The following is a 12,661-nucleotide window of genomic DNA, read 5'->3' as shown; positions in this document are numbered from 1 at the left end:
CGCCATGAAGACCCTCGGTAACCTGATCAACAACGAAGCCGTCCCGGGCCGCTCCGACCGCCATGCGACCGTCTACAACCCGGCCACTGGCGAGCCGCGTCTGTACGTTTCGCTGTCCTCGGCCAATGAAACACGCGAAGCCATCGCCGCCGCGCATGCAGCATTCGATGGTTGGGCGAAGACGCCACCTCTGGTGCGCGCCCGCGTCATGTTCCGCTTCAAGGCACTGCTCGAAGAGCGCCGCGACGACCTGGCCCGGCTGATCTCGCTGGAACACGGCAAGGTGTTCTCCGATGCGCAGGGCGAAGTCACGCGTGGGCTGGAGGTGGTGGAGTTCGCCTGCGGGATTCCACACCTGCTCAAGGGCGACTTCTCGCCCAATGTCGGCCGGGATATCGACTCCAACTCGCTGATGCAGCCGCTGGGCGTCTGTGTCGGGATCACACCCTTCAACTTCCCGGCCATGGTGCCGTTGTGGATGTTGCCCGTGGCCATCGCCTGCGGAAATACCTTCGTCCTCAAACCGTCGGAGAAGGACCCCAGTGCGACCATGCTGCTTGGCGAGCTGCTGGCCGAGGCCGGGCTGCCGCCGGGCGTGTTGAACATCGTCAACGGTGACAAGCAGGCGGTGGACGTACTGCTGACCGACAAGCGTGTACAGGCGGTGAGCTTCGTGGGTTCGACGCCCATCGCCGAGTACATTTACAAGACTGCTTCGGCACACGGCAAGCGCTGCCAGGCGTTGGGCGGGGCGAAGAATCATATGGTGGTCATGCCCGATGCCGATCCGCAGCAGGTGGTCAGCTCGTTGATGGGCGCTGCCTACGGCTCGGCCGGGGAGCGCTGCATGGCGATCTCGGTGGCGGTGTGCGTGGGCGAGGCGGTCGCTGACAAGCTGGTCGGCATGCTGAAGGACGAGATCGGACGGATGCGCGTCGGCCCGGGTACGGGCGTCGAGCCCGAGCCGCACATGGGCCCGCTGGTGACGCGCGAGCACCAGAGGAAGGTTGCCGGGTACATCGATCTGGGTGTCGAGGAGGGCGCGGAGCTGGTCTGCGACGGGCGCGGGCTGAAGGTCGAGGGGTACGAGAATGGCTTCTATCTCGGCCCGACGCTCTTCGATCGGGTGACCCCGGAGATGCGCATCTATAAAGAGGAAATCTTCGGGCCGGTGCTGGTTGTCATGCGCGTTGATTCCTTCGACGCGGCCCTCAAGCTGGTGAATGAACACGAGTATGGCAACGGCACCTCCATCTTCACCCGCGACGGCGACACCGCACGCCAGTACGAGGAAGAGGTGAAGGTGGGCATGGTCGGCATCAACGTGCCCATCCCGGTGCCCATGGCGTTCTATTGCTTCGGTGGCTGGAAACGCTCGATCTTCGGGCCGCTGAACATGCACGGCCCGGACGGGGTGCGCTTCTTCACCCGAATGAAGACCGTAACCCGGCGCTGGCCGACTGGGATCCGTGCCGGGGCGGACTTCTCGATGCCGACCATGAAGTGACGGACAGGTGCGGCCGACCAAGTGCGGCTGGCCAGGCGCGCCCGACTTGTCGTAGGCGTTTCAGCGTGCTGGCGGGGCGCTCTAGTGATCGCCAGCACGCTGGCGCCTACGAACGTTCAGTACGTCAGTCCTCAAAACTTCTCCATTCGACAACAGGGCATGTGATGCGCAGTACCCCCCGCGAAAAAGGCTCCTCCATTACCCGCGTCCTCGAAATCATCGAGGCGGTGGCCTCGGCTCAGGCGCCGCTGACGCCCAGCGCGCTGGCGGAGTACCTGGATATCCCCAAGGCCAGTGCCCATCGCCTGGTGCAGACGCTGGAGAAGGAGGGCTTCCTGCAGTTTGGCTTGCGCGGCGGGCTCTTGCCTGGCGACCGGCTGCACAGGACGGCAGTGGATATCCTGCGCAGCGGGCAGCACAAGGCGTTGCGCCAGGCGATCCTGCGGCAGCTTTCGGACGAGATCGGCGAGACGTGCGGCCTGTCCATACCGGACGGCCTGGACATGCTCTATTTCGACCGCGTGCAGACCAACTGGCCACTGCAGATCAACTTGCCCGTCGGCACCCGCACGCCGCTTTGGTGCACGGCCAGCGGCAAGCTCTACCTGGCTTCGCTCCCGGATGAGCGGCTGCAACGCATCCTGCCGAGGCTGCCGATCCAGCGCATGGCGCGCAATACGCTGACCGATCTCAGCGCCCTGCGTGACGATCTGGCGCGTATTCGGGACGAAGGCATGGCCACCGACTCCGAAGAATTCATCGACGGCATGGTCGCCTGCGCCGTCCCGGTGCGCGATGCGCGGGGTGAGCTGAGCGCCTGCCTGTTCACGCATGCGCCGGTGATCCGGTGTTCGATGGAGGCGCTGCTCGCTTTCGTGCCCCGTCTGCGCCTGGCGGCAAAGGAACTGGAGGCGATCGTCGCCGGCTGACTCAGGCAGTACGCCAAACGACGAGACGACCCCGACCTGTAGGCGCCAGCTTGCTGGCGGTTGGCAGCTTCCCGACCAACGATGATCGCGAGCAAGCGTGCTGCTCCACAAAGGGCAGCGGTGCGGTTCGCGATGCCGCCGTTACTTCTTCAGCATCGCGCGCATGGCGGCCAGGGCGTCGTTGCCGCGGGCGGTCTTGACCTCGGCCGGCGCGTCTTCCTGGCCTTCCCATTGGAGGTCCTCCTGCGGCAGTTCGTCGAGGAAGCGGCTGGGCATGCATTCGATGATTTCGCCGTACTGCTTGCGCTTGGCGGCGAAGGTCATCGCCAGGTTCTGCCGCGCACGGGTGATGCCGACATAAGCCAGGCGGCGCTCTTCCTCGATGGTGTCGGCTTCGATGCTGGAGCGGTGCGGCAGGATTTCTTCCTCCACGCCCATGATGAACACGTAGGGAAACTCCAGTCCCTTGGACGCGTGCAGGGTCATCATCTGCACACCTTCGGCGCCTTCTTCCTCTTCCTGCTGGCGTTCGAGCATGTCGCGCAACACGAGCTTGGCGATGGCCTCCTCAATGGTCATGTCGCCGTCTTCGTCCTTTTCCAGGGTGTTCTTCAACGCATCGATGAGGAACCAGACGTTGCCCATGCGGAAGTCCGCCGCCTTGTCGCTGGAGGTCTGCGAGCGCACCCAGGTCTCGTAGTCGATGTCCATGACCATGCTGCGCAGCGCGGCGATCGGATCGTTCTGCGCGCATTGCTGGCGCAGGTTGTCCATGTAGTGCTTGAAGCGCGACAGGCGCTCGGTGTAGCGGCTGTCGAGGTGTTCGCCGAGGCCGATTTCGTCACAGGCGGCGTACATCGAGATCTTGCGCGCGGTGGCGTAGTTGCCGAGCTTCTCCAGCGTGGTCGAGCCGATCTCGCGACGCGGTACGTTGATCACCCGCAGGAAGGCATTGTCGTCGTCCGGATTGACCAGCAGGCGGAAGTAGCTCATCAGGTCCTTCACTTCCTGGCGAGCGAAGAAGCTGGTGCCACCGGAGAGCCGATAGGGCACCTGGTGGTGCTGCAGCTTCAGCTCGATGAGCTTGGCCTGGTAGTTGCCCCGGTAGAGGATGGCGAAATCGCTGTAGGGGCGGCCGGTCTTCAGGTGCAGGGTGAGGATTTCCACCGCGACGCGCTCGGCCTCGGCATCCTCGTTGCGGCAGCGGATGACTCGGATCGGGTCGCCGTGCCCCATTTCGGACCACAGCTGCTTTTCGAAGGCGTGCGGGTTGTTGGCGATCAGGATGTTCGCGCATTTGAGGATGCGGCTGGTCGAGCGGTAGTTCTGCTCGAGCATCACGACCTTGAGCGAGGGAAAGTCCTCCTTGAGCTGCATGAGGTTTTCCGGTCGTGCGCCGCGCCAGGCGTAGATCGACTGGTCGTCATCGCCCACCACGGTGAAGTGCGCGCGCTCCTGGACCAGCAATTTCACCAGCAGGTACTGGCTGGCGTTGGTGTCCTGGTATTCGTCGACGAGCATGTAGCGCACCCGGTTGCGCCATTTCTCCAGCACCTCGGGGTGATTCTGGAACAGCTTGACCGGCTGCATGATCAGGTCGTCGAAGTCCACCGCGTTGTAGGCTTTGAGCGTGCGCTGGTAGTGCGTATAGACGATTGCCGCGGTCTGCTCCTTCGGATTGCGCGCGTTTTCCAGCGCCTCTTCCGGCAGGATCAGGTCGTTCTTCCAGTTGCCGATGTAGCCCTTGATTTCGTCGACGCCGTCGTCGCCGGCGTACTCCTTCTGCATGATGTCGGTCAGCAGGGCCTTGATGTCGCCTTCATCGAAGATCGAGAAACCCGGCTTGTAGCCGAGCTTGGCGTATTCCTTGCGGATGATGTTCAGGCCGAGGTTGTGAAAGGTCGAGACGGTCAACCCACGGCCTTCGCCACCGCGCAAGAGGCTGCTGACGCGCTCCTTCATTTCCCGCGCGGCCTTGTTGGTGAAGGTCACGGCGACGATGTATTGGGCGCGGATGCCGCATTGCTGAATCAGGTAGGCGATCTTGCGCGTGATCACGCTGGTCTTGCCGGAGCCGGCACCGGCGAGCACCAGCATGGGGCCGCCGACGTAGTTCACGGCTTCCTGCTGCCGGGGGTTGAGTCGGGACATCGTCGTTTGGTCTGTCGAAGGGGGGCGAGAGTTTAGCAGGGCTGGCGGCTCGATTTGAGGCCCACCGGCGGGCACGATGACCGGTCGTCGCCCGCGGGGCTGGGTTATGGGCCGCAATGCTCTAGTCTATGCGCCGCGGCGAGCGCATCAGGCGGCAAGGCCTGCGACCCGCTTGACACAAGGAGGTGTAACCCCAGGTGCCTGCACGCCTGACCGCTTCGTATGAACCGGGGAACCACCGTGACATCGTCCGTATCACTTTTGCGCCTGGTCCTGCTCGCCGACGAACCCGCATGGCGCGAGCGCCTCGTTTCGGCGCTGGGGCTGCTACCCGACCCGCATCCACTCATCGTCGCGCCGGACTGGGCGACCGCCATGGCGCACATGGCCGAGCCCGTCTCCAGCGTGCTGCTGGCTGCGCCCGCGCAGCGGCCCGCTTCTGCGCGCTTCCCCTGGCCGACGGTGCTGCTGGTCGAGGCGGAACTGAGCGAGACGCCCGAAGGCGTCATCGACTGGCTGATCGGCCCGTCGCTGGAGCTGGAGCCGCTGCGCCGTTGCCTGCGTTATGCCCGCGAGCGCTGCAACCTGCATGACATCGTCCAGCGCCTGGCCAAACAGGACGCTTTGACGGGCATAACCAACCGTCAGGGTTTCCAGGCGCTGCTGGCGACCCGACTGATGGATGATGCCGGCGAGGCGCTGGTACTGGGCGTGCTCGACCTGGACAACTTTCGCCGAGTCAACGATGCCCTCGGGCATCGGGCCGGGGATCGGTTGATCCTGCAGGTCGTGGCGCGCCTGAAGGCCGAGCTGGAGGTAGGCGACCGTCTAGCCCGGCTTGGCGGCGACGAATTCGGGCTGTTGCTCGACGCGAGCCAGACCGGTCGTATCGAGCGCCTGGCCGATCGACTGATGGGAACGCTGGCCGAGCCTTACTGGCTGGACGGCGAAAGCCTGATGATCGGCTGCAGCCTCGGACTGGCGCATGCGAAGCCGGGGGCGGATGCCGACCAGCTGTTCTGGCTGGCGCAGATCGCCATGCGTCAGGCCAAGGCGAAGCAGGGTTGCACCTGGTACCTCTACAACGAGCGAGTCAACCGTAGCGCCGGCAGCCTCGCCGACCTGGAAGACGAGTTGCGTCGTGCGTTGCGGCGCGATGATCTGGAACTGCATTACCAGCCAAGGCTGTGTATCGAGACGGGGCGCATCGTCGGCATGGAAGCGCTGGTGCGCTGGCCCCACGCCGAGCGCGGCCTGCTGGCGCCCGACGAGTTCATCCCCATGGCCGAGGAGAGCGGGTTGATCGTGCCGCTGGGGTACTGGGTCATCGCCCGCGCCCTGCGGGACCTGCAGAGCCTGCGCGAAAGTGGCGTTGGCGAATTGCACATGGCGGTGAACCTGTCGTTTCGGCAGTTCCAAGACAGCCAGCTGCTGGCGACCCTCGAGCGATTGATCGCCGAGCGCGGCGTAGACCCGCACTGGCTGGAGTTCGAACTCACCGAGACGGCGGTGATGCGCCGCAGCGATCAGGTGCGCGGCACCATGAACGCGCTTGCCGCGCTCGGCGTACGTTTTTCACTGGACGATTTCGGCACCGGTTTCTCTTCGTTCGTGCACCTGAGTCGGTTGCCGATCAGCCTGCTCAAGATCGACAAGAGCTTCGTCGACCAGATGGCCGCGCGTCCGCAGAACGGACGGCTGGTCCGGGCGATGATCGGGCTGGCGCACGACCTGGGGCTGGAGGTGGTGGCCGAGGGCGTCGAAGGCGCGGCCCAGCTCGGGCAACTGCGTCGCTTCGGTGCCGACCAGGTTCAGGGTTACCTGATCAGCAAGCCGTTGCCACTGGCCGAGCTGCGGCCCCTGCTCGACCGGGGGCACCGCCTCGAGATGCGTGGCTGAAACGAAGCGCCGGGCTGAAGCCCGGCGCGGTGTTGCTAGCGAACCATGTGCAAGAAGTGCATGTGCTTCTCGTACTGGTCGAGGATGTCGCCTATCACCCCTTCACGGCTCCAGCCCATCACGTCGTAGTTCTGCCCCCCTTCCTTGAGGTGTACCTCGGCACGGAAGTAGTTGCGCTCGTCTTCGTCTTCCTCGGTGGCGACGAAGCTGGGCATCGGGTAGCCGCGCGGACGGATCTGGTAGATGAAGTCTGGCGCGCCTTCGTGGGTGATCTCCAGGCCGGTGCGCTTGTCCTCCCCGCTGGTCAGCTCGACGCTGTAGCCCTGCTTGCGCAGCTCCTCGGCGACGGCGGCACAGGCGGGTGCGGCGGTTTCACTGATGAAACGCTCGACGTCGCGGCGTCGCGGGTACATGGTCAGGTTCTGCACGCGACGGCGCCAGCCGCCTTCGGATACCGGCGCGGTCGGCGTGGTGTTGATCGCCTGGTAGCGCAGCCCCTGCTTGGTGGCATCGAGGCGCAGCGCCTTGAGCAGCCCCCACATCGAGCAGAGCAAGGCCAGGGTGAACGGCAGGGCGCTGGCGATGGTGGCCGTCTGCAAGGCCGTCAGCCCGTCGGCGAGCAGCAGCGCGATGGCGACGGTGCCCATGGAGGCGGTCCAGAAAATCCGCTGCCAGACCGGCGTCTGGCCTTCGCCACCCGAGGCGAGCATGTCGACGACCAGCGCGCCGGAGTCGGCCGAGGTCACGAAGAACACCACGACCATGATCATCGCGATGGTCGACAGCACGGCCGCGAAGGGGAAGTGCTCGAGGAAGGCGAACAGCGCCAGCGAACTGTCTCGTTCGATGGCTTCGCCCAGGCTGGTGACATGGTCCCAGAGGATCATGTGGATCGCGGTGTCGCCGAACACGGTCATCCACAGCAGCGTGAAGCCGGTCGGTACCAGCAGTACGCCGGTGACGAAGTCGCGGATGGTCCGACCACGCGAGATGCGCGCGATGAACAGGCCGACGAAGGGCGACCAGGCCAGCCACCAGCCCCAGTAGAACAGCGTCCAGCCGCCGATCCAGTCATTTGGCTCGTAGGCGTAGAGGTTGAACGTCTTGTTGACGATGTCCGACAGGTAGCTACCGGTGTTCTGCACGAAGGTCTGCAGAATGAACACGGTCGGGCCGGCAACCAGCACCACCAGCACCAGCAGCACGGCCAGCGTCAGGTTCAGCTCCGACAGGCGTCGCACGCCCTTGTCCAGGCCGGTGACCACGGAGATGGTCGCCAGCACCGTGGTGCCCGCGATCAGCGCGATCTGTACCGGCACGGAGATCGGCACCCCATAGAGATGGTTCAGACCCGAGTTGATCTGGGTGACGCCCAGGCCCAGCGATGTCGCGACGCCGAGCACGGTGCCGATGATGGCGAAGATGTCCACCGCATGGCCGATCGGGCCGTAGATGCGCTCGCCGATCAGCGGGTACAGGGCCGAACGCAGGGTCAGTGGCAGGCCGTGGCGGTAGCTGAAGTACGCCAGGATCAACGCGACGATGGCGTAGATCGCCCAGGCATGCAGGCCCCAGTGGAAGAAGGTGATCTTCATGGCTTCGTAAGCGGCCTCGCTGGTGCCGCCTTCGCCTACCGGGGGCGAGAGGAAGTGCATCACCGGCTCGGCGACGCCGAAGAACATCAGGCCGATGCCCATCCCCGCGGAGAACAGCATGGAGAACCAGGTCAGGTTGCTGTAGTCCGGCTCGCTGTGGTCGGGGCCGAGCTTGATGTCGCCGTAGCGGCTGAGTGCGAGCAGCACGACCATCAGCAGAATGATCGCTACCGCGATGATGTAGAGCCAGCTGACATTGGCGATGATCCAGGCCTGGACGTCACTGAACAGCGCCTGGGCGTTTTCGGAGAAGGCGACGCTGTAGATGACCAGCGCGATGATGAGTACGGCAGAGCCGATGAAAACAGGTGGGTTGAGGGTGGGAGAAGACTTGTTGGCCTCCATGCTGCGCTCCTTGATTCGTCGATTTGGGGAGTGGCCGCCTGTGGCGAAGAGGGCGCAATCTAGCATATTGGTCAGCTTTTGACCGGACTAGAGGCCATCGCCGTCTCGTCGGGGACAATGAATCGGACCTCCGCAGTGGGCGAATTGTGCCGTTGCGCTTGCCGTCCGACCGCTGCGTAGAGGCGCCGCGCGGCTGTCGATCAGCCGGATTGGCTGGAGGGACGGTATTGCAGGGCTTCGGCCAAGTGCCCTCGGCCGATCGACTCGGCCCGCTCGAGATCCGCCAGCGTCCGGGCCACCTTGAGGATGCGGTGCGCCGCGCGCAGCGACAGGCCGAGTCGCTCGCAGGCGCGCTCCAGCCAGCGCTGATCCTCCGGCTGCAAATGGCAATGCTGGCGCAGGCCGGACAGGTCGAGAAACGCGTTGGCGCAGCCTTGACGAGCAAGCTGGATGCGCCGTGCCTCGGCCACCTGAACGGCCACCGCTGCGGTCGTCTCGCTACCGGCTTGCGGCGCATTGAGCGCCGTGGCCTCGCGGGCGACGGTCAGGTGCAGGTCGATGCGGTCGAGCAGTGGCCCGGACAGCTTGCCGCGGTAGCGCTGGATCTGATCCGGCGAGCAGCGGCAGCGACCGCTGGGGTCGCCCAGGTAACCGCAGGGGCAGGGGTTCATCGCGGCGACCAATTGGAAGCGGGCCGGAAACTTCACCTTGTCCCGAGCCCGGGCGATGACGATGTGGCCGGACTCCAGCGGCTCGCGAAGAACCTCCAGCACCTTGCGATCGAACTCGGGCAACTCATCGAGAAAGAGCACGCCCTGATGTGCCAGGGTGATCTCGCCTGGCCGTGGTCGACTGCCGCCGCCGACCAGCGCCGGCCCCGATGCACTGTGATGGGGCTGCCGGAACGGCCGTTGCGGCCAGTGTTCGAGCGGGGACTGACTGGCCACCGAATGGATGGCGGCGACTTCCAGTGCTTCCTGTTCCTGTAGTGGTGGCAGCAGGCCGGGCAGACGGCTGGCCAGAAGTGTCTTTCCGGTACCCGGCGGGCCGGAGAACAGCAGGTTGTGAGCGCCGGCGGCCGCGACCAGCAGGCCCCGCTTCGCCGCGGCCTGGCCCTGCACGTCGGCGAGGTCCGGATAGGGCAGCTCCTGGCGCAGCAGGCCTTGCGCCTGGAAGGGTTCGAGTGGCGTCACGCCGTTGAAATGCGCGGCGACCTCGAGCAGATGGTCGGCTGCGTAGACCACCAGACCCGAGGCCAGGCTGGCTTCCTCCGCGTTCGCCCGCGGCACCAGCAGTGCACGCCCGGCCTTGCGCGCGGCGAGTGCGGCGGGCAGTACGCCCTGCACCGGTCGCAAGGCGCCCGACAAGGCCAGTTCGCCGAGGCACTCGAGGCCGTCCAGCCGATCACCGGGCACCTGACCACCGGCTGCGAGGATGCCCAGCGCGATGGCCAGATCGAAGCGGCCACCGTCCTTCGGCAGATCGGCTGGGGCGAGGTTGAGGGTGATGCGGCGGGCAGGAAAGTCGAAGCCGGACGTGAGGATGGCGCTGCGGACGCGGTCCTTGCTTTCCTTCACAGCGGTTTCCGGAAGGCCGACCAGGGCCAGCGAGGGCAGGCCGTTGGCCAGGTGCGCCTCGACCGTGACGGCAGGCGCTTCCACGCCGAGCTGTGCCCGGCTGTGGACAATGGCGAGGGACATCGATCACTCCTTTGATCGGTGCCGCCGGATCACTCGTCGGCGGCGGGGGTTAGCTTCTCTTCCAGTTCGGCGACCTTGGCCTCGAGGGCCTCCAGGCGGGCTCGGGTGCGGGCCAATACGACCATCTGGCTGTCGAATTCCTCCCGACTGACCACGTCCAGCTTGCTCAGCGCACCCTGGACGATGCCCTTGAACTGGGCTTCGATTTCGCTGCGCGAGAGGGGCGTTTCGCCGTTGAACAGGCGCGAGGCCTGAGAGCCGATGGCGTCGAGAAAAGCTTTGGGCGGGAACATAGCATCACCTGTTTCTGAGCGGCGTGCAGTGTAGCACGGTCGTCTGCCGTAACTTAGGGCGGGCACCGTGCCCGTTTCCGGGCATGGTGTCGGATGCCATGGCACCAAATTGGTGCGTCGTTTCGCTTGTGGCGCCGGGTGCTGCTGCGCTGAAACGCGGCAAACCGCTGTTTTTCGGAGATTGGCACTGAATCTGCTTTGCTCAGCGTGACGCATGCACCAACGAATGAAGGGTGCACAGGCGATTCGGGACGTTTCGTCGGATTGGTTGATGGTGTCGGAGGGGCGCGCGGCGATGCCGGCGCGTTACAAGAGCCAGACACTGAGCTTAGACTTGAGCCGGGTTCGTACTTCTGGGGCAAGTCCACCTAAACGGGAGAAGTTTTCATGAAACTAGTCACTGCCATCATCAAGCCGTTCAAGCTGGACGACGTACGCGAGTCGCTGTCCGAAATCGGCGTCCAGGGCATCACGGTCACCGAAGTCAAGGGTTTCGGGCGCCAGAAAGGCCATACCGAGCTCTACCGCGGCGCCGAATACGTGGTCGATTTTCTGCCGAAGGTGAAGATCGACGTGGCCATTGCCGATGACCAGCTCGACCGCGTGATCGAGGCCATCACCAAGGCGGCCAACACCGGCAAGATCGGCGACGGCAAGATTTTCGTCGTGAATCTGGAACAGGCCATTCGCATTCGCACCGGCGAAACCGATACCGACGCGATCTGACGGGCACGCGTAGCGAATGCATGAACGGGCGGCGACGCCCGACACATCCGCCACGCAACGCTCCCACTCGCGATTGCCTGCCTGGCAGGCCTACGAACCCCACGCCCCAGGAGTAAAACCATGACTCTGCGAAAAATCGCAGGGCTAGGAGCCCTTTTGTCTCTGATAAGCCCAGGCATCGCCATGGCGCAGGAGGCAACGCTCGATGCAGGCGATACGGCATGGATGCTGACAGCCACCGCATTGGTGCTATTCATGACGATTCCGGGCCTGGCGCTGTTCTACGGCGGCATGGTCCGCTCGAAGAACATCCTCTCGGTGATGATGCAGTGCTTCGCCATCACCGGCCTGATGAGCATCCTCTGGATGGTCTACGGCTACAGCCTGGCGTTCGACACGACCGGCATGGAGGCAGGCGTCACCAACCTCAATTCCTTCGTTGGCGGTCTCGGGCGGGCATTTCTCGCCGGCCTGACGCCCGACAGCCTCACCGGCACGGTGCCGGAGAGCGTGTTCATCACCTTTCAGATGACCTTCGCCATCATCACCCCGGCGCTCATCGTCGGCGCCTTCGCCGAGCGGATGAAGTTCTCCGCGATGCTGGTATTCATGGGCGTCTGGTTCACCCTCGTCTACGCACCGATCGCGCACATGGTCTGGGGCGGCGACGGCGGCCTGATGTGGGACTGGGGTGTACTGGATTTCGCCGGCGGCACCGTCGTGCACATTAACGCCGGCATCGCCGGTCTGGTGGCCTGCCTCGTACTCGGCAAGCGCAAGGGCTTCCCCACTACGCCCATGGCGCCGCACAACCTGGGGTTAACCCTGGTCGGCGCGGCGATGCTGTGGATCGGCTGGTTCGGCTTCAACGCCGGTTCGTCGCTGGCCGCCAACGGCACCGCCGGGATGGCCATGCTGGTGACCCAGATCGCCACCGCCGCCGCGGCGCTGAGCTGGATGTTCGCCGAGTGGATGACCCACGGCAAACCCAGCGCGCTGGGCATCGCCTCGGGCGTGGTCGCGGGTCTGGTCGCCATCACCCCCGCAGCCGGTACGGTCGGCCCGATGGGCGCACTGATCATCGGCTTGGCGTCGGGCGTCATCTGCTTCTTCTGTGCCACCAGCCTCAAGCGCAAGCTCGGTTACGACGACTCCCTGGACGCCTTCGGCGTGCACGGCATTGGCGGCATCGTCGGCGCGCTGCTGACTGGCGTGTTCGCGGCCCCGGCACTGGGCGGCTTCGGTGAGGTGGAAAGCATCGCACTGCAGCTGTGGATTCAGTTCAAGGGCGTGCTCTTCACGGTCGTGTACACCGGCATCGTCACCTTGGTGATTCTCAAGGTGATCGACGCGGTGATGGGCCTGCGAGTCAGCGAAGAAGAAGAAACCATCGGCCTGGATCTCAGCCTGCACAACGAACGCGGCTACAACCTGTAAGCACACGGAGCGCGCCCGG

Annotated in this window: 9 protein-coding genes; 5 read left to right on the top strand and 4 right to left on the bottom strand. The window is 64.9% G+C overall.

The window, feature by feature from the left end:
* The first annotated feature begins 4 nt into the window (after nucleotides 1–4).
* Both MST27_RS15260 and MST27_RS15255 read left to right on the top strand, forming a co-directional pair.
* Nucleotides 5–1,507: a CoA-acylating methylmalonate-semialdehyde dehydrogenase gene (locus MST27_RS15260; protein ID WP_243606796.1), complete on the top strand. Its 1,503-nt coding sequence runs from the start codon at nucleotides 5–7 to the stop codon at nucleotides 1,505–1,507.
* Between the two features lie 164 nt (nucleotides 1,508–1,671).
* Nucleotides 1,672–2,436, top strand: a complete 765-nt coding sequence (locus tag MST27_RS15255; protein ID WP_243606795.1) for an IclR family transcriptional regulator — start codon at nucleotides 1,672–1,674, stop codon at nucleotides 2,434–2,436.
* A gap of 141 nt (nucleotides 2,437–2,577) precedes the next feature.
* Here MST27_RS15255 and rep read toward each other — a convergent pair whose 3' ends face one another.
* Nucleotides 2,578–4,587 carry a DNA helicase Rep gene (gene rep, locus MST27_RS15250; RefSeq protein WP_243606794.1) on the bottom strand — a complete coding sequence of 670 codons (2,010 nt, stop codon included), beginning with the start codon at nucleotides 4,585–4,587 and terminating at the stop codon, nucleotides 2,578–2,580.
* A gap of 261 nt (nucleotides 4,588–4,848) precedes the next feature.
* Between rep and MST27_RS15245 the strand changes: the two genes are divergently transcribed.
* A complete protein-coding gene (locus tag MST27_RS15245) occupies nucleotides 4,849–6,486 on the top strand; it encodes a putative bifunctional diguanylate cyclase/phosphodiesterase (RefSeq protein WP_275973262.1) in 1,638 nt (545 codons plus the stop codon).
* Nucleotides 6,487–6,521: 35 nt separating this feature from the next.
* On the opposite strand, the gene MST27_RS15240 is transcribed toward MST27_RS15245, so the two are convergent.
* The 3 genes from MST27_RS15240 to MST27_RS15230 all read right to left on the bottom strand — a co-directional run bounded on the left by MST27_RS15240 (nucleotide 6,522) and on the right by MST27_RS15230 (nucleotide 10,479).
* On the bottom strand, nucleotides 6,522–8,486 hold the full coding sequence (locus MST27_RS15240; protein WP_243606792.1) for a BCCT family transporter: 1,965 nt from the start codon (nucleotides 8,484–8,486) through the stop codon (nucleotides 6,522–6,524).
* A gap of 200 nt (nucleotides 8,487–8,686) precedes the next feature.
* Nucleotides 8,687–10,186 (bottom strand): YifB family Mg chelatase-like AAA ATPase, encoded by a 1,500-nt coding sequence (locus MST27_RS15235; RefSeq protein WP_243606791.1) that lies wholly within the window; start codon nucleotides 10,184–10,186, stop codon nucleotides 8,687–8,689.
* A 29-nt stretch (nucleotides 10,187–10,215) separates the two neighbouring features.
* Nucleotides 10,216–10,479, bottom strand: coding sequence for an accessory factor UbiK family protein (locus MST27_RS15230; RefSeq protein WP_243606790.1), 264 nt, complete (start codon nucleotides 10,477–10,479; stop codon nucleotides 10,216–10,218).
* A 387-nt stretch (nucleotides 10,480–10,866) separates the two neighbouring features.
* Here MST27_RS15230 and glnK point away from each other — a divergent pair, with 387 nt between their 5' ends.
* Both glnK and MST27_RS15220 read left to right on the top strand, forming a co-directional pair.
* Nucleotides 10,867–11,205: a P-II family nitrogen regulator gene (gene glnK, locus MST27_RS15225; RefSeq protein WP_003096476.1), complete on the top strand. Its 339-nt coding sequence runs from the start codon at nucleotides 10,867–10,869 to the stop codon at nucleotides 11,203–11,205.
* 120 nt (nucleotides 11,206–11,325) lie between these two features.
* Complete coding sequence (locus MST27_RS15220; RefSeq protein ID WP_243606789.1) at nucleotides 11,326–12,642, top strand: ammonium transporter; 1,317 nt, start codon at nucleotides 11,326–11,328, stop codon at nucleotides 12,640–12,642.
* Nucleotides 12,643–12,661: the final 19 nt, after the last annotated feature.

This window comes from Stutzerimonas marianensis (assembly GCF_022810315.1).
Classification (GTDB): domain Bacteria; phylum Pseudomonadota; class Gammaproteobacteria; order Pseudomonadales; family Pseudomonadaceae; genus Stutzerimonas; species Stutzerimonas marianensis.
The sequence above is the reverse complement of the archived record's forward strand: the minus strand, read 5'-3'. Positions and strand labels throughout refer to the sequence as shown.

Bases quoted from the DNA above. Each gene is read 5' to 3' on its own strand.
- MST27_RS15230 (WP_243606790.1), bottom strand. From the start codon at position 10,479: ATGTTCCCGCCCAAAGCTTTTCTCGACGCCATCGGCTCTCAGGCCTCG.
- glnK (WP_003096476.1), top strand. From the start codon at position 10,867: ATGAAACTAGTCACTGCCATCATCAAGCCGTTCAAGCTGGACGACGTA.
- MST27_RS15260 (WP_243606796.1), top strand. From the start codon at position 5: ATGAAGACCCTCGGTAACCTGATCAACAACGAAGCCGTCCCGGGCCGC.
- MST27_RS15235 (WP_243606791.1), bottom strand. From the start codon at position 10,186: ATGTCCCTCGCCATTGTCCACAGCCGGGCACAGCTCGGCGTGGAAGCG.
- MST27_RS15220 (WP_243606789.1), top strand. From the start codon at position 11,326: ATGACTCTGCGAAAAATCGCAGGGCTAGGAGCCCTTTTGTCTCTGATA.
- rep (WP_243606794.1), bottom strand. From the start codon at position 4,587: ATGTCCCGACTCAACCCCCGGCAGCAGGAAGCCGTGAACTACGTCGGC.
- MST27_RS15255 (WP_243606795.1), top strand. From the start codon at position 1,672: ATGCGCAGTACCCCCCGCGAAAAAGGCTCCTCCATTACCCGCGTCCTC.
- MST27_RS15240 (WP_243606792.1), bottom strand. From the start codon at position 8,486: ATGGAGGCCAACAAGTCTTCTCCCACCCTCAACCCACCTGTTTTCATC.